24 protein-coding genes and 3 pseudogenes are annotated in these 20,794 nt (G+C 59.9%); 14 read left to right on the top strand and 13 right to left on the bottom strand.

Annotated elements, in window-relative coordinates; translation table 11 throughout:
- Positions 1-99 precede the first annotated feature (99 nt).
- Complete coding sequence (locus ASD63_RS17825) at positions 100-537, top strand: Lrp/AsnC family transcriptional regulator (RefSeq protein WP_060517223.1); 438 nt, start codon at positions 100-102, stop codon at positions 535-537.
- Between the two features lie 270 nt (positions 538-807).
- Here the strand turns inward: ASD63_RS17825 and ASD63_RS17820 are convergent.
- The 8 genes and pseudogenes from ASD63_RS17820 to ASD63_RS17785 form a co-directional block, all read right to left on the bottom strand.
- Positions 808-1,113, bottom strand: a pseudogene (locus tag ASD63_RS17820) (ATP-binding cassette domain-containing protein); the annotation flags it as partial.
- Position 1,114: 1 nt separating this feature from the next.
- Positions 1,115-1,812 (bottom strand): annotated as a pseudogene (locus ASD63_RS17815) (amino acid ABC transporter ATP-binding protein); the annotation flags it as partial.
- A 61-nt stretch (positions 1,813-1,873) separates the two neighbouring features.
- Positions 1,874-2,554: an ABC transporter permease subunit gene (locus ASD63_RS17810; protein WP_034803203.1), complete on the bottom strand. Its 681-nt coding sequence runs from the start codon at positions 2,552-2,554 to the stop codon at positions 1,874-1,876.
- A gap of 4 nt (positions 2,555-2,558) precedes the next feature.
- Entirely contained in the window at positions 2,559-3,230 is a 672-nt protein-coding gene (locus ASD63_RS17805) for an ABC transporter permease subunit (RefSeq protein ID WP_060529604.1), read from the bottom strand.
- Positions 3,227-4,609, bottom strand: coding sequence for a M20/M25/M40 family metallo-hydrolase (locus tag ASD63_RS17800; protein WP_060529603.1), 1,383 nt, complete (start codon positions 4,607-4,609; stop codon positions 3,227-3,229). The genes ASD63_RS17805 and ASD63_RS17800 overlap by 4 nt, the downstream gene beginning before the upstream one ends.
- Before the next feature lie 61 nt (positions 4,610-4,670).
- Positions 4,671-5,450 carry a transporter substrate-binding domain-containing protein gene (locus ASD63_RS17795; protein WP_034803209.1) on the bottom strand — a complete coding sequence of 260 codons (780 nt, stop codon included), beginning with the start codon at positions 5,448-5,450 and terminating at the stop codon, positions 4,671-4,673.
- A gap of 46 nt (positions 5,451-5,496) precedes the next feature.
- A complete protein-coding gene (locus ASD63_RS17790) occupies positions 5,497-6,630 on the bottom strand; it encodes an aminotransferase (protein WP_060529602.1) in 1,134 nt (377 codons plus the stop codon).
- 29 nt (positions 6,631-6,659) lie between these two features.
- Positions 6,660-7,601, bottom strand: a complete 942-nt coding sequence (locus tag ASD63_RS17785) for an ornithine cyclodeaminase family protein (RefSeq protein ID WP_034803212.1) — start codon at positions 7,599-7,601, stop codon at positions 6,660-6,662.
- Positions 7,602-7,725: 124 nt separating this feature from the next.
- Between ASD63_RS17785 and ASD63_RS17780 the strand changes: the two genes are divergently transcribed.
- The 6 genes from ASD63_RS17780 (at position 7,726) to hisN (ending at position 13,190) form a co-directional block, all read left to right on the top strand.
- Entirely contained in the window at positions 7,726-8,295 is a 570-nt protein-coding gene (locus ASD63_RS17780) for an XRE family transcriptional regulator (protein WP_034803214.1), read from the top strand.
- Positions 8,296-8,351: 56 nt separating this feature from the next.
- On the top strand, positions 8,352-9,860 hold the full coding sequence (locus ASD63_RS17775; protein WP_060529601.1) for a PLP-dependent aminotransferase family protein: 1,509 nt from the start codon (positions 8,352-8,354) through the stop codon (positions 9,858-9,860).
- 284 nt (positions 9,861-10,144) lie between these two features.
- Positions 10,145-10,939 (top strand): transporter substrate-binding domain-containing protein, encoded by a 795-nt coding sequence (locus ASD63_RS17770; protein ID WP_034803216.1) that lies wholly within the window; start codon positions 10,145-10,147, stop codon positions 10,937-10,939.
- Positions 10,940-10,997: 58 nt separating this feature from the next.
- Positions 10,998-11,696 carry an ABC transporter permease subunit gene (locus tag ASD63_RS17765; protein ID WP_034803218.1) on the top strand — a complete coding sequence of 233 codons (699 nt, stop codon included), beginning with the start codon at positions 10,998-11,000 and terminating at the stop codon, positions 11,694-11,696.
- Positions 11,693-12,421, top strand: coding sequence for an ABC transporter permease (locus tag ASD63_RS17760; RefSeq protein ID WP_060529600.1), 729 nt, complete (start codon positions 11,693-11,695; stop codon positions 12,419-12,421). The genes ASD63_RS17765 and ASD63_RS17760 overlap by 4 nt, the downstream gene beginning before the upstream one ends.
- The gene (hisN, locus tag ASD63_RS17755) at positions 12,414-13,190 is read left to right on the top strand and encodes a histidinol-phosphatase (RefSeq protein WP_060529599.1); all 777 of its coding nucleotides are present in this window, start codon (positions 12,414-12,416) and stop codon (positions 13,188-13,190) included. The genes ASD63_RS17760 and hisN overlap by 8 nt, the downstream gene beginning before the upstream one ends.
- Positions 13,191-13,727: 537 nt before the next feature.
- Here the strand turns inward: hisN and ASD63_RS17750 are convergent.
- The gene (locus tag ASD63_RS17750; RefSeq protein WP_034803219.1) at positions 13,728-14,126 is read right to left on the bottom strand and encodes a cupin domain-containing protein; all 399 of its coding nucleotides are present in this window, start codon (positions 14,124-14,126) and stop codon (positions 13,728-13,730) included.
- Positions 14,127-14,530: 404 nt separating this feature from the next.
- Between ASD63_RS17750 and ASD63_RS35140 the strand changes: the two are divergent.
- Positions 14,531-14,727, top strand: a pseudogene (locus ASD63_RS35140) (Lrp/AsnC ligand binding domain-containing protein); the annotation flags it as partial.
- A 16-nt stretch (positions 14,728-14,743) separates the two neighbouring features.
- Here the strand turns inward: ASD63_RS35140 and ASD63_RS17745 are convergent.
- Complete coding sequence (locus ASD63_RS17745; RefSeq protein WP_034803222.1) at positions 14,744-14,953, bottom strand: hypothetical protein; 210 nt, start codon at positions 14,951-14,953, stop codon at positions 14,744-14,746.
- A 156-nt stretch (positions 14,954-15,109) separates the two neighbouring features.
- On the opposite strand from ASD63_RS17745, the gene ASD63_RS36800 reads away from it, so the two are divergent.
- The 3 genes from ASD63_RS36800 to ASD63_RS17735 all read left to right on the top strand — a co-directional run bounded on the left by ASD63_RS36800 (position 15,110) and on the right by ASD63_RS17735 (position 16,924).
- Positions 15,110-15,475, top strand: coding sequence for a hypothetical protein (locus ASD63_RS36800; RefSeq protein WP_348272616.1), 366 nt, complete (start codon positions 15,110-15,112; stop codon positions 15,473-15,475).
- Complete coding sequence (locus ASD63_RS36795) at positions 15,472-15,783, top strand: hypothetical protein (RefSeq protein WP_348272615.1); 312 nt, start codon at positions 15,472-15,474, stop codon at positions 15,781-15,783. Before ASD63_RS36800 ends, ASD63_RS36795 begins: the two co-directional genes overlap by 4 nt.
- Positions 15,784-16,660: 877 nt before the next feature.
- The gene (locus ASD63_RS17735) at positions 16,661-16,924 is read left to right on the top strand and encodes a hypothetical protein (protein WP_034803228.1); all 264 of its coding nucleotides are present in this window, start codon (positions 16,661-16,663) and stop codon (positions 16,922-16,924) included.
- A gap of 168 nt (positions 16,925-17,092) precedes the next feature.
- Here the strand turns inward: ASD63_RS17735 and ASD63_RS17730 are convergent, their stop codons facing one another.
- On the bottom strand, positions 17,093-17,302 hold the full coding sequence (locus ASD63_RS17730; protein ID WP_051659639.1) for a DUF1515 family protein: 210 nt from the start codon (positions 17,300-17,302) through the stop codon (positions 17,093-17,095).
- Positions 17,303-17,324: 22 nt separating this feature from the next.
- Positions 17,325-17,453 (bottom strand): hypothetical protein, encoded by a 129-nt coding sequence (locus tag ASD63_RS36645; protein ID WP_256385327.1) that lies wholly within the window; start codon positions 17,451-17,453, stop codon positions 17,325-17,327.
- A gap of 321 nt (positions 17,454-17,774) precedes the next feature.
- Here ASD63_RS36645 and ASD63_RS17725 point away from each other — a divergent pair, with 321 nt between their 5' ends.
- The 3 genes from ASD63_RS17725 to ASD63_RS17715 all read left to right on the top strand — a co-directional run bounded on the left by ASD63_RS17725 (position 17,775) and on the right by ASD63_RS17715 (position 19,790).
- The gene (locus ASD63_RS17725) at positions 17,775-18,224 is read left to right on the top strand and encodes a hypothetical protein (RefSeq protein WP_051659640.1); all 450 of its coding nucleotides are present in this window, start codon (positions 17,775-17,777) and stop codon (positions 18,222-18,224) included.
- A 559-nt stretch (positions 18,225-18,783) separates the two neighbouring features.
- The gene (locus ASD63_RS17720; protein ID WP_034803231.1) at positions 18,784-18,996 is read left to right on the top strand and encodes a hypothetical protein; all 213 of its coding nucleotides are present in this window, start codon (positions 18,784-18,786) and stop codon (positions 18,994-18,996) included.
- 536 nt (positions 18,997-19,532) lie between these two features.
- Positions 19,533-19,790 carry a hypothetical protein gene (locus ASD63_RS17715; protein ID WP_034803234.1) on the top strand — a complete coding sequence of 86 codons (258 nt, stop codon included), beginning with the start codon at positions 19,533-19,535 and terminating at the stop codon, positions 19,788-19,790.
- A 634-nt stretch (positions 19,791-20,424) separates the two neighbouring features.
- Here the strand turns inward: ASD63_RS17715 and ASD63_RS17710 are convergent.
- Positions 20,425-20,794: glucoamylase family protein (locus ASD63_RS17710; RefSeq protein WP_280138300.1), on the bottom strand; the 370-nt coding region annotated here is incomplete at its 5' end.

Raw genomic sequence — 20,794 nt, 5'->3', positions numbered from 1 at the left:
TCATGATTATAAAAGTCATCGATGGCGGATTGAACATTGAATTTTGGCATATCGAGATGCTAGTTTGACCAAATTGATAAGAACGGAATCCAAATCGGCATGGATGCTCTCGACCAGAAGATCGTGATGCTGTTGCGCGGCAATGGGCGTCGCAGTGTCTCGGACCTCGCGCTGGAAACGGGCGCCTCGCGGGCGACCGTGCGGGCGCGCATCGAGCGGATGGAGCAGGACGGGACCATCCTCGGCTACACGGTGATGCTGCGTGCCGATGCGCTTGAAGATGTCGTCCGTGGGGTGATGATGGTTGAGATCGAGGGCCATGTGACCGATCGGGTGATCCGCACGCTCGGCGGCTTTCCTGAAATCTCGCAGATTCACACGACGAACGGCCGGTGGGATTTGCTGGTGGAACTCAGCGCATCGAGCCTGGCCAACTTCGATGCCGTGCTGCGCAAGATTCGTCTCGTGCCCGGCATTATGGGCAGCGAGACGAGCCTTCTTTTGTCCACGCCGCGGTCGACGAGGGCGAAGCTCTAACCTGACGAGCGTCGACCTAGAAACTCACGTCGACGGGTGTCGCTGCGGCTGGCGCCGCCGTTTTCCTGCAATGGGTTGGCGCACCGGCGGCACAAGCGCCGGCGACAATCATCGAGCGCTTTCGGGCCTTGAGGATTGCGACGGCTTTGTCGATAGCCATCCGGTCGCGGCCGGGCCCCGGCCGACGAATGATCGGCCGGGGTAACGATGACGTCGAGCGGGGCTCGACAAGGACGGGCGCGGACGCACGGAATGGTGCAATGCCTTCGATCAGTGCAGGATCTGGCTGAGGAAGAGCTTGGTGCGCTCGTGCTGCGGATTGTCGAAGAACTCGGCCGGCGAGTTCTGCTCGACGATCTGGCCCTGGTCCATGAAGATCACGCGGTTGGCAACCTGACGGGCGAAGCCCATTTCGTGGGTTACGCACAGCATGGTCATGCCTTCTTCGGCGAGCGACACCATGGTGTCGAGCACTTCCTTGACCATTTCCGGGTCGAGCGCCGAGGTCGGCTCATCGAAGAGCAGGATCTTCGGCTTCATGCACAGCGAGCGGGCGATCGCCACGCGCTGCTGCTGNGTCCGTCTCCGGCTTGTCGGCCCCGGCGGGCGTAATGATGTTTCCGGGCTCGACGAAGGACTTCCTTGACCATTTCCGGGTCGAGCGCCGAGGTCGGCTCATCGAAGAGCAGGATCTTCGGCTTCATGCACAGCGAGCGGGCGATCGCCACGCGCTGCTGCTGACCACCGGAGAGCTGGCCCGGATACTTGTTCGCCTGCTCGGGGATCTTGACGCGCTTCAGGAAGTGCATCGCCAGTTCCTCGGCCTGCTTCTTCGGCATCTTGCGCACCCATATCGGCGCAAGCGTGCAGTTTTCGAGGATCGTCAGGTGCGGGAAGAGGTTGAAGTGCTGGAACACCATGCCGACTTCGCGGCGCACTTCATCGATCTTCTTCAGGTCGTTGGTGAGCTCGATGCCGTCGACGACGATCTTGCCCTTCTGGTGCTCTTCGAGCCGATTGATGCAGCGGATCATCGTCGACTTGCCGGAGCCCGACGTCGACGACGATCTTGCCCTTCTGGTGCTCTTCGAGCCGATTGATGCAGCGGATCATCGTCGACTTGCCGGAGCCCGACGGGCCGGCAATGACGATGCGTTCACCCTGCTGAACATCTAGATCGATGTCCTTCAAGACGTGGAAAGCGCCGTACCACTTGTTCATGCCGGCGATCTTGACTGCTGACTTTGACATTTTTTCTCCTCCAGAAGTGTGCATTGGCTGCGCCGCGCGGAAGACGTTCTCCGCTTGCAGTTCTCGTGACTGTCGATCGTGTTGGTTATCGGCCTGGGATGGCGAACCTTGTTTCGAGCCCCTTGAAGACCCGACCGAAGGCGGCGCCGATCAAGAGATAGATGGCACCCGCGATCAGGAACGTTTCGAATGGTGCATAGGTCTTGGCGACGAATACGCGGGCTGCACCGGTCATTTCCATGACCGTGACCGCGCTGGCGAGGGTCGACCCCTTCATGACGAGGATCAGTTCGTTGCCGATGCTTGGCAACACGGCGCGGTAGATCTGCGGCAGGACGACCTTGATCAACAGGACGTATTTTGCCAACCCGAGGGCTTTCCCGGCTTCCCACTGCCCTTTGGGCACCTGCCGGATTGCACCGGCCAGGACCTCAGCCGAATAGGCGGCCGAGTTGAGGGCGATCGTCAGGACGGCGCAGTAGACCGGGCTGCGGAGGATGGGCCAGAGGATGCTTTCACGAACGGCCTCGAGCTGTCCTAGGCCGTAGTAGACAATGAATAGCTGCACGAGAAGCGGGCTGCCACGGATGACGAATGTGTAGGCAGACGCCGGAAGCCGCAAGCACCTTGAGGGAGAGGATAGAGCCAGGGCGACCGGCAGCGCGAGCACCTGTCCCACGAGGAAGCTCGCCAGGGTGATGATCAGTGTCAGAACGAAGCCGTTCTTGATGGTGATGAAAGCGGGAAGAAAGAGATCCAATGACATGGGACTACCGCAGATGAGTGGTCAGGCGCTGGTTGTAGGCATTGATGAAGAGCGTCGACACGCCGGTCACCAGCACATACAGCGCCGCAGCCGTAAGGTAGAAGGCGAGGGGCTTGTGGGTTGCGCCGGCCGCGACGACGGATTTGCGCATCAATTCCTCGAGTCCGACGATCGAGACCAAGGCGCTCTCCTTCAGGATCACGAGCCACTGATTGCCGAGGCCGGGCAGGGCTCGGACCATCATCTGCGGCAGGACGATGAGCCGGAACGCTCCGGGCCTGCGAAGGCCGAGAGCGAGTGCCGCCTCCCATTGACCTGACGACACCCCGACCAGTGCGCCGCGGACGATCTCCGTCAGATAGGCGGTCGAGACGACAGTCAGCGCTGCGATGCCGGCGGTGAGAGCATCCACTTCGACATAGACGCCGAAAAGACCGGTCAATAGAACCGTGCCGCCGTAGAAGATCAGGAAGATGACCAGCAGTTCCGGCAGACCCCGAATGAGGCTGACGTAACCGGCGATGACCTTGCGAACCGGGGCGGATCCGTAGACCGCGGCCGGTGCAAGCACGACCGCGAAGATCAGTCCAAGGACAAAGCTTCCCACGGCGACGGAGATCGTGACGAAGAAGCCCTGCAGGAGCTGGGGAAAATACTGGACAACCGCTTCGATCATGACCCGGTCTCGCGTTGCTGGTAACCAACGTCTGCCGCCGATCCGCACTGGCTGGCGAGCGCGGAGAAGAAGTCTGCGGAGAAGCCGATCATCTGGTGGAACTGGTCGATGAGGATGTTCTCATCGGGAGAGTGCAACATTGCGCCATGGTGCGTGATGCCCGCACCGAAAAGCGTGGCGCCGAGCTGATGCACGAAGGGGTGCGCAAGCCCCGAGGCTGCCGAACTCGGCTGAAGGATGGCAGGCTGGCCGAACCACTTTTCCAGCAACTTCGCCCCGAGCTTGACGGCCCAATGCGACGGATCGCTGCGAACACCCAAGACCTCGGCGTCGTGAACGATCAGCTCGATATCGTCAAAGCCGTTGTCGTCCAGGTGCAGGCGTACCAGGTCAGCGACGGCTTTGGGGTTCTGTCCAGGGACGAGACGAAAATCGAGCTTGGCGGTCGCGGTCGCCGGCAGAACCGTCTTCGTGCCAGCTCCCTCGTATCCGCCATGGATACCGTTGACGTTCAGGCAGGGTTCGAAGTTGAGGTGCTCGTAGAAGTTGGATGGCGTCACGGCGCCAAGAAGCTTTTGCCCCCCGGTTGCCGCCATTAAATCTTCCAGCGCAAACGGGGGCGAAGCGGCAAGTTCTCTCGTCGCTCGATCGGGCTCGATGCCTTCGTAGAAGCCTTTGATCAGGACACGGCCGGCTGCATCGCGCATGGAAGCGACAGCAGAGGCCAGCCGCCATAGGGGATTATCGAATATGGCGCCGAGACTGGAATGCAGATCAGCGCGTGCGGTGCGAACGCTCAGCTCGATCGCCAACACGCCCTTGAAGCCCATGAGGACCACCGGTCGGCCGCGTATATCGACCTCCCCGAATTCCCACCAGCAGAGGTCAGCTTGAAGGCCTGCATAACGTTTCTCAAGGAAGCGTACGAGCGAAGGACTTCCGATTTCCTCTTCGCCCTCGACGATCCAGATCAGGCGGAAGGGTAAGGGGCCGGGGTGTCGTTCCCGGAATAGGCGCCATCCGGCAATGCGGCTGACGAATTCGCCCTTGTCGTCTGCCGCACCGCGGCCGAAGAGCGCGCCGTGGCGCTCCGTCAGGCTGAAGGGCGGTGCCGTCCAAAGATTGATAGGCTCTTCAGGCTGAACGTCGTAGTGGTTGTAGATCACCAGTGTGAAGGGGCCCTCACCGATTTCTCCGGTTACGAACGGACCGACGTCCCCTGGCTCGATTGCAGTTTGGAAGCCGGCGTCGGCGAGAAGAGCGGCAACCTTATCGGCGCACGCATCGAGGCCTTCAACTCGGGCGCTGACGGAAGGGATCGCGACGAGGTCCGTCAGGTCTCGCTTCGCTTCGATCTTGATATGGTCTGGGAGTGTCATCGTCCAATTCCTCTCGCGAGGAGGCGGGCTTGCTCGCCCCCTCGCGTGGTTCATGTGTTCGTCATTTCTTGGAAATGTCGTAGCCGAACCACTTTTCGGAGATTGTCTTGATCGTGCCGTCGGCGAGCATCGCTGACACGGCCTCGTCAACCTTGGCGGCGAGTTCCGTGTTGCCTTTGGCGATGGCGACGCCCTGTCCCTTGCCGAATTCGGGGAAGTCCGCGCTGGTCAGGAGCGGGCCGGCATAGACCAGCTTGTCAGCGCCACGATCCTTCACAAGCGGCTCCAGTGCGGATCGCTCCATCAGGCCGGCATCGATGCGTCCGGCGACAACGTCGTCGGCAATCTGGTCCGGGCGGTCATAGACGCGCACGTCCGCATCCGGGAAATGGGCGCGAACCACCTGCTCATGGGTTGTGCCGGTCTGCACGCCGATCGCGACCTTCGCAAGCTTGTCCTGCAGATCCTTGGCGGACTTCGCCTCGGCAACCAGGCTGCCCGCGGCAACGACCATCGCGTTTGGGGCGTCCGCGTAGGCGACGGAAAAGTCGACCTTCTGCGCCCGTTCCTCGTTGATTGAAACGCCCGAGATCACCAGGTTGAACTTACCGACCTGCAGGCCGGGCAGCAGACCGTCATAGGCCTGGTTCTGCCATGTACAATTCGCCTCGATGCGCTTGCAGATTTCGTTACCGACGTCGCGGTCGAAACCGACGACCTCGCCGGCGGCATCGACGGACTCCCACGGCGGATAATCTGCGCTCGTGCCGACCCGCAGATCTTGCGCACTGGCGACACTCGCTGCCAGCGAAATCGTCATCACGGCAAGCAATTTCTTCATGTTCACTCCCCTTTCGTTATGAGACATTGCATCTCCACCGCCCTGATCACGCGGCCGCGGTTTGATAGCCCTTAAGAAATTCGGACATGCGCTTCAGGCCTTCCTGAAGGGTGGTGCCGTTGTTGGTGAAGCCGATCCGGACGTACCCTTCCATGTCCATCGCGCTGCCAGGCGTCAGCATGACGCCGGTACGTTCCAGAAGCCGGATGCAGAACTCTTCCGAGGAAATGGGCAGATCGTACTTGAGGAGTGCCGTGGTGCCGGATTTCGGTTTGATCCACGAGATCAACGGCTCGTTCTCGACCCAGTCGGAAAGCAAGGCGAGGTTGGTGCGCGTGATCGCCTGGCTGCGCGCAAGAATCTTGTCGCGGTTCTCCAGTGCAATGGCTGCGAAATGATCGTCCAGCATGCCGACGCTGATCGTGTTGTAGTCGCGATGGACGGAGACAGCATGGATCAATTCTACGGGAGCGACGATCCATCCAAGGCGCAGGCCGGCAAGCGCGAAAGTCTTGGACATGCTCGCGGTGCTGATGCCTTTCTCATAGAGGTCGGCGATCGACGCCGTCATTCCGTCGCCTTCCTGGTCCGTACCGCGATAGACCTCGTCACACAGGATCCACGCGCCGCAGGCGCGGGCAATCTCGACGATTTTCTCCAGATAGGCGCGATCCATCAGCGAGCCCGTCGGATTGTTCGGGTTGTTGATGGCGATGAGTTTCGTGCCCAGTGTTGCAAGGCGCTTCAGCTCTTCCAGGTCTGGCAGGAAGCCAGTCTTTTCCGTGAGCTTGAGGATTTGTACGTCGGCGCCGTAGCTTTCCGGGATGGAATAGTGCTGCTGGTAGGTCGGCAGGACCGAGATCACACGGTCACCCGGTTCGACCAGTGTTGCGTGCACCAGGGCATTCGCACCGATGGCGCCGTGCGTGACCACGACATTTTCTGCACTTTGCCTTTCGTAGAGGCCGGCAACCAACTTGCGGAGGCGTTCGCTGCCTTCGATGGCGCCGTAGGTCAGCTTCATGGGCAGAAGCTCGGAGAGGATCGTGTCGGTCTTGCCGGCCATCTCCAAAAGTTCGGCGACTGTCAGCGACTCGACGCAGGTCTCGGCGATGTTCCAGTCGCATCTGGTTTCGTAGCGGTTCATCCAGATCTCGACGCCGAAATTACGAATCTTCATTGCCTATCTCCTGTGCTGTCTTGGAAGGGTTAGCTGCGTGCTGCGGAAAGCAGGGCGCTGGCGGTTGCTATGTCTTCGAGCCCGAGCCCGATCGAACGGAAGAAAGCTGGACGGCCAGTGTCCCGGGCGGTTGCTCGGCCCGACAATAGTTCGGGCAGGTCGCCAACAAGGCGATCTGTGCTCCACTGGCCACGTTCCGCGGCAAGTTTCATTTCGCCGGCAGCAGCCGGCGTGGTGGCCCGATAGTCGCAATAGACATCGAACCGATTGAGCGTGTCGGGGGCGATCTCGTGGGCGTTGGCGACATTGGTGCTGATGGATGTGACGAGTACGCCCGCGCCGAACCTCGACGCGTCGATGACCGGTGTGCCGGACGAGGTGCATAGCATGACCACGTCGGCGCCGGCCGCGGCCGTATCGGTATAGGTGGATGTCGTCACCGGGCAGCCCGATTCGAGCTGCACCGGAAGACCGTGCCGGTTGGCAATATCCGGAGAGCACAGACGAATTTCCTGCCACGGACGGATCGATGCGGCATGCCGAAGATGCGCGAGGCCGATTTCGCCTGTGCCGATGATCGTCAGGATCTTTGCCTCCCTCGAGGCGAGCAGATCGGCGGCAATCGCGGTGGTCGCGGCCGTTCGTTCGGTCGTCAGGCGTTTGGAATCACACAGGAGCAGCGGCTTCCCGGTCTCCATCGACATCAGAAGCGTCCAGGCGGTAACGGTCGCCCCATTCGTGCCGGGGATATAGGGCGACAGCTTCGTGCCAAAGACACCATCGCTTCCAAGAACGCCTGGATAGGTGATGAAGTCTCCGCCGCCGGCCGGGAACAGGCTCAACGTCTGTGGCGGCTGCACAGCCCGTCCATCGGCAAGCGCGATGAACATACGCTCCAGGGCTGCGCGAACATCTGTCCGGGGCAACAATCGAGTGATATCTTCGTCGTTGAGTACGACCAATTTCTGCATTGTGACGATCCCAAAAAGGCGTGCGAAGTCACGCTGCATGGACGCCAAAGCCTTGGCGCCCCATGCAGGGCAAGACGCACAGAAATGTGTTGAGCTGTGAAAGCCGGTAGTCTAGAAGGACCATATGAGCAATATATTGCACAGTCAAGACCGGGCCGATGTGTTGGCCCACGTTTCCGGAAACCTCCGCCGTTTAAGGCTCGCCTCGGGCCTGAGCCAAACGGCGCTGGCAGATGCATCCGGTATCAGCCGGCGGATGATCGCGGCGGTCGAGAGCGGCGACGCGAACATCAGCCTTTCCAGCCTCGATAAATTGGCGACCGCGATGGGCGTAGACTTCGTCGAGTTGGTGCGCGATCCATCGAGGGAGACGCGCGCCGAGATCAACGAGGTCACCTGGCGCGGAAGTCAACCGGCGAGCGCCGCGATGCTGCTTTGTTCGGCGCCCGCCTCGCGGGAAACACAGATGTGGCTGTGGACCCTCGGCCCGGGCGACAGCTACGTGGCCGAGCCAGACCCCGAAGGATGGCACGAGATGCTTTTCGTTGTCGAAGGAGCGCTGCGTTTGATCCAATCGGGCGAGGCGCAGGACTATGCCACGGGCGAGTTTGTCACTTACAGCACGGCCCAGCATTATTCGTACTGCAACGTCGGAAAGAAGACCGTCCGCTTCATTCGCAACGTCGTCTCGTAGATCGAAATACCGCCCGGCAGGGAGATAGTGCGCGGCTCCGCACAGGGATTTCTCGGATGGCTTCAGCGAAACAGTTCAACTATCCCGTTTGGACCATGGTCGTTCGAGAAAAGTCCGGTGGGCCGACGTTGCAGGAGCAGCTCTTCATCCAGTTGCGCCGGCTGATCGTCAATGGACAGATTGCGCGCGGCGCCCGATTGCCGGCCAGCCGGTCGATGGCGACCGATCTCGCGATATCGAGAAACACGGTCAACATGGCCTATGATCGCTTGGCGGCCGAGGGCTATATCAAGCGTCGCCCGAGTTCCGGCTTCTACGTGGAAGAGAGCCTTCCAGAAGACTCGGTTCGGCCTGGAGGAGAACGAGGCCCGCCGCCTTCGAGCTTACCGGTTGCGCTGTCTGCACGGGGGAGAGAGGCATCGGTACGGCATTGGAGTTGGTCGCGCCAGGACAAGTTCGATCTCAGTCCTGGCATGCCGGCGCTGGATATCTTCCCCTACAAGCAGTTCGGCAAGATCGCCGCCAACTATTGGCGACGCTTCACGGTTTCTGACCTCGGGTATGGCGAAGGCGGCGGCCTGGCGGCGCTTCGCCAACAACTCGCCATCTATCTTAGCGAGGCGCGCGGTATCCGATGCGAGGCTGACCAAATTATCGTCGTGGGAAGCACGCTTCAGGCTGCCAATCTCGTCGCGCATGTTCTTCTCGACGCCGGTGACGTTGTCGGCGTCGAGGACCCGGCCTACGCGACGCTCTTGTCCACTCTGCGTTCGGCTGGGCTTCGGCTCTCACCCGTGCCCGTTTCTCGTGACGGACTGAACGCTGACGACATCGCGCATCGTGCCGCGGATGCCCGGATGATCCTGGTTTCGCCGGTCGGCCAGTTTCCCGCGGGTGCAACCATGTCGGAAGCTGCGATTGAACGGCTTCTCGCCTGGGCCAATACGTCGCAGCGCTGGATATTCGAGGACGACTTCAACAGCGAGATCAGATGGCGCGGTACGCCGCTCGTGCCGCTCGCCGCGCGCAAGGGTGGCGAGCGGGTCATCCATGTCAGCTCCTTCAATCGTGTGCTCGCCCCCGGGCTGCGGCTTGCTTATCTCGTCGTGCCGCGCGAGCTGATCACCTCGTTCACGGCAGTGCAAGACAGCCTTTCCTGCTATGCGCCGCTGACGCACCAGCATACGGTCGCCGACTTCATGGCGAGCGGAGAACTCGCATCTCATATCCGGCGCACGCGCGCCCTCTACAGGGATCGTGCCACCGCGATGATCGCGTCCCTGAAAGAAAAGCTGGGCGACGTGTTCGATGTGCCGGAACTGGACGCTGGTCTCCATTTGACGCTTACGGCGCGCGAGCCCTTCGATGACGTCGAGCTTTCACGGCTCCTGCGCGGAGCATGGATCGACACCCCACCGCTCTCTTCCTATTGCATTGAGCGGAAGGATCTTTTTGGTCTCGTAGCGGGATTTGGAAATCTCTCCACCGAGCGGCTGGCCGGGGCGGTTCAGCGGATGGAGCTTGTCACGAGGCGGTTTCTGGAGAAAGCCGGCAAATCCTCCTGAAGCTCGGTCTGGTACCATCAGTTCATGGGAATTGGTACTTTAGCTCGTTCTGCTTCCGCGCCATCCTTTGTTCCAGAAGACAGGTTCTGGAGGGAGGCCAGAATGCAAGTCGGATCCAAAGACATCACCAGATAGTCGCGCTCACCAGCATCGCCGGAGCAGGTACGTGCTGCTGGCTTTGAACACAGGTCGCCGCCAGCGACACCTCATATGCAGCCGCCCGCTTAAAGCAGCTGCCCTGTTCCCATGCCGAAAAACCGCAGCCTTTTGACAAGGAAGGTCCCATGAAAAAGATCATCGTATTCACCTTCGCCGGCCTTTTGCTCGGCGCGACGTCGTCGCGGGCCGCGACGCTGAAAGTGGCAGCCGACTGCACCTATCCCCCGTTCGGATATCAGGACGCGAACGGAGAAATCAAAGGCTTCGACGTCGATGTCGCGCGTGCCATAGGCAGGCAGATTGGCAGTGAGGTCGAAATCATCTGCCAGGCCTGGGACGGCATGATCCCCGGCCTGCTCGCCGGAAAGTACGACCTGATCTCCGCATCGATGTCCATCACCGAGGAGCGGCTGCAGAGTATCAATTTCTCCGTTCCCTACCGCTCGTCGGCCGCCCGGTTCGTCGGACTAAAGACCTTGGATGCCAAGCCGGTGACGGAGGCAGGCGAGCCGAACCCGGAAGGCGTTGCCGGTAAGACCATCGGCCTCCAGCGCTCGTCGACCTATGCGAAGTACATTGCAGAGAAGTATCCGCAGGCGACCGTGTCCGAGTATGACAAGGTCGACAACATGATCCTCGATCTTCAGGCCGGCCGCGTCGATCTCATTTTTGCTGGCCCCATCAAGCTCGACAACGATTTCCTCAGCAAGCCGGAAGGCAAGGACTACGGTTTCGTCGGTCCGGAAATCGACGACGTATCCTACTTCGGCGCCGGTATCGGTATCGGCATCCGCAAGGCCGACGAAGATCTTCTGAAGAATGTCGATGGTGCGCTGACCGCCATGTTCAAGGATGGCAACTTCAAGGCGATCAACGACAAATACTGGTCGTTCAGCGTCCTTCCGGCCTCCGCAAAATAATCCGCGACGACAACCGGACGGAGCCGATCGACGGCTCCGTCTTTCTTTGGAGACGACCATGGATCTATTGCAGGGATGGGGTGACGAGATCGCCCACGGCACCCTTTTGACCATGAAAGTGGCAGTCCTCTCGCTGCTCGTCGGCCTGTGCTGGGGCATGCTGGGCGCGTTGGCGCAGATGTCACCGAACCGGGCCGTGGCATCCCTTGGCCGTGGCTTCAGCCTGGTGATGCGAGGTACCCCCGAACTGTTGGTCATCCTGATCGTGTACTTCGGCGGCACGGTGGCGCTGACGAAAGCGGTCAACCTCTTCGTCGCGGATTTCGGCTTCGTCGAGGTGCCGCCTCTCCAGGCTGGCGTCTTCGCGCTCAGCCTCGTCTTCGGTGGCTATGCTGCCGAAGTCCTGCGCGGTGCGTGGCAATCCGTTCCGAGCGGAGTGATCGAGGCGGGGCACTCGCTTGGCCTCGGGTGGTTCGTCATGTTCGCCAAGATCCGTCTGCCGCTGCTCATGCGCTTTGCATTGCCAGGCCTTGGCAACAACTGGATTTCGCTGATCAAGGATACCTCGCTGATCTCGATCGTCGGTTTGCATGAACTGACGGGCTTGTCGCAGATGGCCACTTCGGTCACCCGCCAGCCCTTCACCTTCTATATGACGGCCGCCCTGATTTACCTGACTCTGACATTGGCAAACACGCGCCTCATCGCCTGGTTCGAAGGACGGTTGATGCGCGGCGAGAGGAGGTCCCCAGCATGAACTGGTCCCTGATGTTGGAGAGCGTTCCGGCGCTGCTCTACGGTGCGCTGGCCACGGTGCAATTGCTCCTTATGACCCTTGTTTGCGGAGCCCTGCTCGCTTTGCCGCTTGGCATCGTCGCAGCCAATGGCCGCCCGATCATCCGGCTCCCGGTGATGGGCTACATCACCTTCTTCCGTGGAACGCCTCTGCTGGTGCAGGTTTTCCTGGTTTATTACGGATTTTCGCAGTTTCAGATCATTCGCAGCAGCATCTTCTGGCCAGTCCTTCGTGAAGCCTGGTTCTGCGCACTGCTGACGCTCGCGCTCCATACCGCAGCCTACACCGCGAACATCCTGCGCGGCGCCATTCTCGCAATCCCGGCCGGTCAGAAGGAGGCGGCCGTCGCCTTGGGCATGCGCCCGTTGTTGATCTACCGGCTCGTTATTCTTCCCCAGGCGTTGCGCATCGGCATGCCGGCCTATGGCAACGAAATGATCAGCATGATGAAGGCGACCTCGCTCGCCAGCACGATCACGATCATGGAGCTCACGGGCACGGCAAATACGATCGTCGCCCGGACTTATGCTCCCTACGAAGTCTTTATCTCCGCTGCGCTCGTCTATCTCTGCGTCGCCTGGATGCTCTCACGCCTGGTGCGGGCGATCGAGGCCCGACTTTCCCGCCACATGCGACCGGCCGGAGAGGCACAAAACACATTGAGGAGGGTACCCGCCCATGCTTGACCAGCCGCTTCAGCTTTTTTCCAGTTTCGCCAGCGAGATCGCCGATGTTGCGCGGCAGATCGTGCGCACTGCTGCGGCCGGCCCGCGCCGCGCCGTTGCGAAATCGGATTCGAGCCCGGTGACGGAAACGGATCGCGCGGTCGAGCAGTCGCTGCGCGAACGCATCGCAGACCGCTTCCCCCGCCATGGGGTACTCGGGGAGGAGTTTGGCGCCGAGGGTTTGGGGGAGGAGTTCGTCTGGGTCATCGATCCTATTGACGGCACTAAGGCTTTCGTCGGCGGACTTGCTGTCTATGGCACGTTGATTTCATTGACGCATGGCGGGACGCCGGTCCTCGGACTGATCGACAATCCTGTCACCGGCGACCGCTGGCTGGGACTGTCAGGGCGCGCGACGACCCTCAACGGTGTTGCCATCCGGACCGCATCGACTGCTCTCCTTTCGGAGGCTTTCATGGCCAACGGCAATCCGGAGCCGTTCCAGCAAAACGAGAAGGATGGCGTTGAACGCCTGCGCCTATCTACGCGGTGGTGCGTCTATGGGGGGAGCTGCATGGCCTATGGCCGCGTCGCGGACGGCAGCATCGACATCAGCATCGATGGAGGGCTCGATCCCTACGACTATTGCGCCCTTGTCCCGGTGGTGACGGGTGCGGGCGGATGTATCACGGACTGGCAGGGTCGGCCGCTCACGCTGACTTCCGGCAATCTGTGCCTCGCGGCCGCCAACGAAGCCTTGCATCGCCAAGTCCTCGAAACGCTGAATTGATGCAGCTCTGATGAGATTAGGGCTACGATCAACCGTCTCCCTGCCCCCGAATGACAGCTCGCCCTCCGATAGGCCACAAGCGTTTCAGCATCCATCAGGTCGCGCTGGTAGAAGAACATGGTGGCCGCATAGCGGGCGCGGCCGGACCACTCGGTTCCGTCCGGCAGCCTGTTCATCTTCCAGTGCCGCTTCGCCTCCTCGTCCATGACGCTGGTCTCAGAAGCGGCCAGGCGGGTTGGCCGAGCGACGGTCGAGCTTGACGAAGGGCCGCGCGTCAACGCGCGCCCGCTGGCCACCTGGTGGCGATGATGCGATTCCGAAGACCGTCCAATTCGGATTGCGCGATTTCGGCGCGAAACGGCCTGATTTCATCTCCAATGAGCTACTGGTCGATCGCACGGACCCTACTGCAAAGCCGTTGGCGAGCATCGGCACAGCGGCCGGTGACACGCCAGCGCCCAAAGCAAACCTCGCCTAGACAGTGACCTGGTGAGGGTATTTGTTTCATGAGTGGATCGCCCCCCCATCGCAGCGAACTTATTTCAGCGGGACAACAAGAGGCGTGTCCTTCGCGACGATGTAAGTCGCAAGCTCCGACGCCTCGCCATCGCCAACATTCGTGGCGATGTGCGCAACACCCGCCGGAATGAAAAGGGCTTCACCGGCCTTCAGCGTTACCGGCTTCTGACCCTCGAGCGTGTACTCAAGCGCACCTTTGAGCACATATGCAATTTCTTCGCCGGGATGTTTATGATTGATAGATGCAGCCTTTGGCGGGAAATCTACCCGGACCTGAAGCGCTTCCTTGCCCGGCACGCTGATATCGCTTTGAACCAGACCAGTCCGTTTGAGTTCCTGGGCCTGGGCAACGCCGCCCAGCGCGAAACTGATTGAAGCCGCCGCGGCAGCGATCGCGATGCTATGCATAATTTTCATTTAGAACCCTTTCCAGTGGTGACCAGTTGTCGAAGTTGGAGCGTGCAGCCGAAGATGCAGTCGCGCTTTTGCGGCGGGACGTCAGTCCTCACGAAATCCGTTTCTATTACCGCGTTCAGTTGACGCGCTGCTTGTGTATGGATTGTTTCGCGATGGGCAAGGGTTTGTACCGAATCTGCGCCAATAGATTTGCTGAAACGATTAGTTACAAATTGCGATGATGGTTCGTCGAAAGCCGGAGCAAGTCGAGCCAGGCTATCCTTGACACTCCCCGCGCTGCGTTCTGGTATCTTTCCAACCCCGAAAGTCAGTCGGTCACCGCGCCGTGGGCTTCTTGGCGGCTAAGCCGGCGGCGCTGAGCATTGAGCACCATCACTTTTCTAAGGACAGCAGAACCGATAGATCAATCCCGTGGCGGCTTTCCTGAAATCTCGCAGATTCACACGACGAACGGCCGGTGGGATCTGCTGGTAGAACTCAGCGCGTCTAGCCTGGGCAACTTTGATGCTGTGCTGCGCAAAATCCGTCTCGTGCCCGGCACGGCATTATAGGCAGCGAAACGATCTTTTCCACACCGTGGTCGACGACGGCGAAGCTCTAACTTAACGAGCGTCGATTTAGGTCACGCCGCGGCGTGGGGCGGCTGCGATGATATCGTTCGCATCTCCGCCGGAAACATGGACGACCATCAGCGGCACGCCGGTCACCCCACACCAGCTGCATTTCGCAACGATCCTGACCATCGCGCCCTCATGGCGCGCAGTTTCCAGGGCGTCGAGCAACTCGCGGTGCCCGTAGCCCAGAATGAAGACAGGACGCTTTGCCAAACGCAGCTTCGCCGAGACATGAAGGCGACGAAGCTTACTTCCGCTAGAAAGCAGACGGCGTCAATGGAACGGCATTGCTGCTGCTCCAAGTCAGACACCAGATGTTTACGTGCAAACCCTGTAGACCGGCGACGCTTCAGCAGCGGCGTTCGCCTGATGACGTTGTTGGTCGCGAAATCTGGTAATATCCGCCCCAGTTCTGCCCAACGGACCCGCAACGATCTTGGCTTCCGTGTTTGGAGATATAGCGCCATGCCGACCCGGCGACATTTCCTTATCAGCTTCGTCGCCACGCCGATTGTTCTGCCGAGACTCGGCCATGCAGCCGGCGGTTCCGTGGAGTTGCCGCTTACGGCCAATTGCGGTGATGACGACGATCTGACGCCGGCTCAGACCGAAGGCCCGTATTTCACACCGGAGAGCCCTGAAAAAAAGGACTTCGCCAGCGATTCACCGGGCGGTGAAAGAATGACACTTGTTGGCTACGTGTTAACCAAGGACTGCCAGCCGGTAGAGCGTTGATCGAGTTATGGCATGCCGATGAGACCGGCACCTACGACAACAACGGATACAAACTCCGCGGACATCAATTCACGGACGCAGAAGGCAAATGGTGGTTCGAGACGATCGTGCCTGGGCTCTATCCTGGCCGCACCCGGCATTACCACGTGAAAGTCCAAAGGCCGGGCGGGAACGTGCTGACGACGCAGCTGTATTTTGCCGATGAGCCGGACAATAGGCGTGACCGCATATTCAATGCAGACCTGTTGCTCGACATCAAAACCACGAGCGACGGAAAATTCGGCCGCTACGATTTCATAGTGGCGTAACTGGCACTTTTCATCCAGCCCTACCGGCGGCTGCGCCGTGGCAGAGTGTGTCTGAGCATTCTTATAGCAGTTCGGTCATGTTCCAATGGCATGGCTTTCGAGAAATGCCATTGCTGAGGATAGGAAGAGGTCGGGGCGCTTGAGGTTGATTACGGGGCCGCCTCGCAGATCCTGCTGCCTGCAGCATATCGCAACCTCATGATTTCCCTGATGACCGTTCACACACACCGTCCTCCCCGCCTACGCTGTGTGGACCGATCTCCGCGAATGGACCGACACTGAAAGCCGTGCGCATCAAGGCCAAGGACTCTGGTACTTTAGACCGGATCGTTCGCTTTGGCGCTGTCGTAGCCGTTTGCGGCCATTTTTTCTCCCCCTCCCGGCTTTCAGATCGAGCCGGAACCAATCCTGACGTCGTAGGTTTGAAGATCGTCCTGGCTCTCTTACACCAGGATTTTGGCACGTACCTCCTAGGGTCCCGTTATCGGCTTTCGGGGCCCCTTTTTTTCTTCGGTGCTGGAACCTCTGTCAAATGTATGCGGTTCTAGGTCTGCTTAGATCCACCATCCCCCGCGGGATCTAGGCTAGGCTCCATCTAATAGCCCAGCATGGAGCCCATGGCACCTCCGTGCCGAGGCCCCGCTCTCCCCGGACGGGGCCGTCTCTTTTCCAACTGGGAACCACTTTCACACGCGGCAGTTAGAGGATAGGCAATGATCCTTTCCGGGATCACAGCCCGCTTCATGGGGTACTCCCATTCCCCGCGTAGAAGCGCCAACGATACCAACTGGCCCCGACACCCCATCGGGGCCATTCTTCCATTTGCTCCGGAACCGCTCGACCTCACAGTAGTTTCTCGTTTCAAAGCGAGGATGTCATGATTGAGAGCAAGCGCGAAATGAACGCAAATGAGATCCCAAGTTTTGTGGCCGAAGTGATCGCGGCGGGTTGCGATATCAACGCCGTGGGACACGATATGTATGTGCTTGGCGATGTCGATGAGCAGGAAGAAGCCAAGGAGGAACTTAGTCGGATCGGCGAGAGGTATGGCGACCGCGCAGCTCTGAGGTCCGAGATCATCGCCTACCTTCGGTCCATTGGTCGGTTCGTGGACGTGACATGGCCCCAGACCATCCACTAGCGCAGCCTGCGCGACCTTACGGAGCCATCTTTATTCAACGGCAGCAGGAACCTATCCGGGACCTGTTGGTTTGTTCATTGCTGATGATCCCGGATCCCTCCGGATCAAACGTAGAGAGCCCCATCGTCGTGCCGTCGGAGGTGGGGTTCTTCTTTCTGCTTACCAACCTTACCCCGTGATCCCGAAGATGATCCGCCGTATCGCCTCGGCCTGACTTATCGCGAGCGCCCTGGCCGCAATTCCGGTGACTCCAAGCCACCGATGCCTCAGCTTCCATCGCCTCACGTCATCGGTCACCAGCTTCATCTCGGAGACCTCCTCCCCAATCGTTATCGCGGAGGCCTCAAGATGGCCGACGCGGTCGACAAGCTGGTTCATGCGCCAATGAACCACTTGCCGGCTAGTCGTCGCCTTGTCTTGACGGCCAGACCTGGGCCAGGCGCGCGGCCGAGTAATTGAGCTTCTCGATCACCCGCTGCATCGTGCCGCCGGTCTCGTGAAAGACGGTCGCGAGCTGTCGGCGAGCCACCGGTCGTCGATTACCGTGCCGGCCGATTGCGACCGATCCCACTCGTCGCGGATGGCACTCATGGCACCGATCTCGGATGCATCAGGCGGCCGCCAAAAGGCGCGCGCCCCGCATAGGCGAGCGACGTCGTTGTGTTCATCGGGTTTTCCTTTAGTGAGGTGAAAAAATGAGATAAAAATCGCCGGCCGAAGTCGGCGCTGGCGCTGTTAAGGGCTAGTCACACCCCGTTTTGAAGACCATATTTTGTCTGATTGCTGGACCATGAAACGGGCTCCAGCGACTGATGGACCATCATCACTTTCGCCTTAAATGGAGGAGGTTATGTTTGATCGACTGCAATCCGGATACATTCTTCCCGAGGGGCTCACCGTCATTTCCACGGTCTTTAATAAGGTCGTGAACGCACGGAATATCCCCCGACAAAGTGAAGAAGGCGAATGGCTGGCTCGCGAGGCGCTCCGCCTGTTTATGAGTGGCGTACGAGACGCCTGGGATCTGGAACGCCGACTTAAGGATGCTCGCCGCCCGCTCGACCATTCACCGCCATCGGGAGGCGTTGGCATGGTTGTGGACCTGCTGCCAGAGCTGACGGCATGGGCGCGGAGCTTGACCGCCTCACAGCGTGCGGCAACCGCGCTCACCGAAAAAACACTCGAATACGCCATCGAAAACATCGATGAATTCGTGGCGACATCAGATGTCAGGAGATGGCTGGTCCGTGTGATGTTGGACCTCCGACTTGGCCGAAGACGAGGCCAACATCGAACGTAGGCCAGCAGGGGAAATCAACGGGATTTACCTCTTTGTTAGGAACGCCAGCCACCATTCACGAACGGCATGAAGCCGGCTGAGGAACAGATCATGGGCTATGACTGGAATGGTGCTCGCGGGCGCCGGATGAAGATCGCGCGAATTGGAACGGCCGTCGCGCTGGCCGCCTTGTTGGTGTCCGTCGCGACGGAGGTTGTGACGCGAGCTATCTAGAGGGTAATAGACGATGGATGCTTTGGGAGCGACGGTGCTGATCGCAGGGCTGTTCCGGCTGACCCGAAGAACACTAGCTGGGGGCCTCGTACGCAACCTCAACCAGGGTCGAAACCTTCCCGTCGAGCAAAATCGCCGCCTGGGACCGACGCCTTGACTGGCTGGGGTCCCTGCCGGCTTGGCCTGGAGCCGCGTTCGTCTTCATCGGCGTCTCCATGATCTCCTGACGCTGAGATTGCACTCGTTCAATCTACCCCCTTAAGCATCGCGAACCCGGCGCCGGCTTTGCGGATCGATCAAAAGCGACTATTTTAGTGATGTCTTTCGTACCATGCAGGAGGCATCCATGGGGCTTGGCAGCACAACGGTCCAGGGCGAATTTCTGGGTTCTTTTTCTATCGCGTCCATTGAGCCGCTCCTGGGGGTTTTTGAACTATCAACTTCGGCTGGTACGACGATCGAGGTTCAGCTTGACCGGTACAGCGCGGAGACATTGATGTCGGCACTTGCGCAGTTCCTGGCTCAAGGGCAAGCAGCGGAGTTTGACGACGGGATGTGAAGGGTTTGCTGGGTAGGCGAGCTCTTTAGGGAGGAAATGAGAGCCTACTTGCGAGTGATCGCGCTGATCGCAGGTGTATTGCGGCTCGATCGAAGAGCCCTGGCGGAGGGGACTATCCGCAATTGCTTGACTGGATCCCCGCGATACCGGCTTGGCCTGGAGCCGCGGTGATCGTCGTCAGGGGGAGGGATTGTGATATTGATGTGAAAAGGCTCCAGATCGAAACGGGTACGATCCAGAGCCTTCGTCTGAGTGTTGCCTTCCGTCTGCGCCTTCGATTTCGACAGACGACGCAATTGAGAGCGCATTCACTCGCAGAATGCAACCAGACGATTTCTGTTGCTTCGTCGGCTGGACCATCGAGGGCGAGCGGTCGCCGCTCTGGCGGCCTGTCCGTCGAGGCATCGCGGACCTGCTCTGCGCGGTGATGGCCCGCCGGTTACTGATATGCGTGGGGCAGGCAAAGTAGCTAGGCAACTTGCTAATGAAGTCGTGTTCGAGGAGACTGCGTTCAGCCTTACCTTTAGGGGTGTGAAATGGACTTCCAAAAGGTCGGTAGAGCCCGGATGATGATGCGCTTGCCACGACATCGGAAACAAATTGCCGATGCAAACTTCCTTGCGATAACCGATCTGCTCGAAGCTTACGGTAAAGCCGCCATGGCCCGTGATGAACTGCGCGAGCAGGCGGGTCCCGCCCCAGCACTTTTGAAAGAATATGAAGACCTGTGCCGGAAGTTGGAGGACGACATCCTGAGAATGCTGAGTGCCGTCAGTCCACGTATGATCCGCTAGCGCACGAGAGCGATGTCGACAGCGATGTCTTTCGATACTCGCGCCATGCCCCGGAACGGACGCAATCGACGCCATTCGGAACAAGCCTCCGCAAACACGTTACGGTGTTGTTCTTCTGGCAGATGCCGAAAATGGATTGAATAGAGACTGCACTGGCGCTCCGCTCGCTTAGGATGACGGACACACCGTGTCTCATCATGGTGCGCCCGTGGCTGTGAGGAAGTAGTCAAGGCGGCGGGAAGGGCGGGAATTTCAGATGTGCTGGTCAAGCCTGTTCAGCCATCTGCTGTTCGATGCGGTCATCCGTTCGATGGGGGACGAGCCGCCGACAGGGCCGAGGGAGGTGCATCTTCAAGCGTCGCCTGTCCTTAACCCTAGGTTTTTAGATCAAAGCCGCCTTCACCCAGCTGAGATAGGCGTCCTCGCCCTGCCTGACCGTCTCAAATCCTGATGGTGTCTCCGCCAAGTGCCGTCCTTGCCCTTGGGCTATCGCTTGCGAGTGCTGCAGTTCCTGCCAGCACAAGGACGTGCCTTCTGTATAGCCCGGCATGCTGATTAGAGAAGAACCCCATGTTCATGGCCGTTACCTTTCCGCATGATGTCGATACCGGCATTTGGCAGCGATGCGGTACCCTCAGAGCCAGCCGCCGGAAAACCCCGCACGCCTCAGGCCGGTGACCACAGGGGCGCATCGGCGCATGATGTTCCACAGCAGGCCGGTCCTGTAGTTCTCGATCATCAGCACCACGGGGCCCTGGTCGATGCCGAAATGATAGGGGCTGACCCACCAGCCCGATTCGGTTCCCTCGAGCGGAAAGCTTCTGTTGAATGACGGTTTGAAGCCGTAAAGCCTGGTCATGCCGAGGTTCATGCGGGCATAGTTCCAGACCGTCGGAATGACGATCTCCGGCGCGAAGGGCAGGGAGGCGACGACTGCCCAGGGCGACACGGTCCCATCGTCAGGACCGAAGGGGGCGCCGCGGGCGATGTAGTCGAAGAACTCC

It is taken from the genome of Ensifer sp. Root558 (assembly GCF_001427045.1).
Lineage (GTDB): Bacteria > Pseudomonadota > Alphaproteobacteria > Rhizobiales > Rhizobiaceae > Ensifer > Ensifer adhaerens.
The sequence above is the reverse complement of the archived record's forward strand: the minus strand, read 5'-3'. Positions and strand labels throughout refer to the sequence as shown.

Excerpts from the sequence above, each read along its gene's own strand:
- ASD63_RS17825 (WP_060517223.1), top strand. The coding sequence starts at position 100 with ATGGATGCTCTCGACCAGAAGATCGTGATGCTGTTGCGCGGCAATGGG.
- ASD63_RS17810 (WP_034803203.1), bottom strand. The coding sequence starts at position 2,554 with ATGTCATTGGATCTCTTTCTTCCCGCTTTCATCACCATCAAGAACGGC.
- ASD63_RS17805 (WP_060529604.1), bottom strand. The coding sequence starts at position 3,230 with ATGATCGAAGCGGTTGTCCAGTATTTTCCCCAGCTCCTGCAGGGCTTC.
- ASD63_RS17800 (WP_060529603.1), bottom strand. The coding sequence starts at position 4,609 with ATGACACTCCCAGACCATATCAAGATCGAAGCGAAGCGAGACCTGACG.
- ASD63_RS17795 (WP_034803209.1), bottom strand. The coding sequence starts at position 5,450 with ATGAAGAAATTGCTTGCCGTGATGACGATTTCGCTGGCAGCGAGTGTC.
- ASD63_RS17790 (WP_060529602.1), bottom strand. The coding sequence starts at position 6,630 with ATGAAGATTCGTAATTTCGGCGTCGAGATCTGGATGAACCGCTACGAA.
- ASD63_RS17785 (WP_034803212.1), bottom strand. The coding sequence starts at position 7,601 with ATGCAGAAATTGGTCGTACTCAACGACGAAGATATCACTCGATTGTTG.
- ASD63_RS17780 (WP_034803214.1), top strand. The coding sequence starts at position 7,726 with ATGAGCAATATATTGCACAGTCAAGACCGGGCCGATGTGTTGGCCCAC.
- ASD63_RS17775 (WP_060529601.1), top strand. The coding sequence starts at position 8,352 with ATGGCTTCAGCGAAACAGTTCAACTATCCCGTTTGGACCATGGTCGTT.
- ASD63_RS17770 (WP_034803216.1), top strand. The coding sequence starts at position 10,145 with ATGAAAAAGATCATCGTATTCACCTTCGCCGGCCTTTTGCTCGGCGCG.
- ASD63_RS17765 (WP_034803218.1), top strand. The coding sequence starts at position 10,998 with ATGGATCTATTGCAGGGATGGGGTGACGAGATCGCCCACGGCACCCTT.
- ASD63_RS17760 (WP_060529600.1), top strand. The coding sequence starts at position 11,693 with ATGAACTGGTCCCTGATGTTGGAGAGCGTTCCGGCGCTGCTCTACGGT.
- hisN (WP_060529599.1), top strand. The coding sequence starts at position 12,414 with ATGCTTGACCAGCCGCTTCAGCTTTTTTCCAGTTTCGCCAGCGAGATC.
- ASD63_RS17750 (WP_034803219.1), bottom strand. The coding sequence starts at position 14,126 with ATGAAAATTATGCATAGCATCGCGATCGCTGCCGCGGCGGCTTCAATC.
- ASD63_RS36800 (WP_348272616.1), top strand. The coding sequence starts at position 15,110 with ATGACGTTGTTGGTCGCGAAATCTGGTAATATCCGCCCCAGTTCTGCC.
- ASD63_RS17735 (WP_034803228.1), top strand. The coding sequence starts at position 16,661 with ATGATTGAGAGCAAGCGCGAAATGAACGCAAATGAGATCCCAAGTTTT.
- ASD63_RS17730 (WP_051659639.1), bottom strand. The coding sequence starts at position 17,302 with ATGAACCAGCTTGTCGACCGCGTCGGCCATCTTGAGGCCTCCGCGATA.
- ASD63_RS17725 (WP_051659640.1), top strand. The coding sequence starts at position 17,775 with ATGTTTGATCGACTGCAATCCGGATACATTCTTCCCGAGGGGCTCACC.
- ASD63_RS17720 (WP_034803231.1), top strand. The coding sequence starts at position 18,784 with ATGGGGCTTGGCAGCACAACGGTCCAGGGCGAATTTCTGGGTTCTTTT.
- ASD63_RS17715 (WP_034803234.1), top strand. The coding sequence starts at position 19,533 with ATGGACTTCCAAAAGGTCGGTAGAGCCCGGATGATGATGCGCTTGCCA.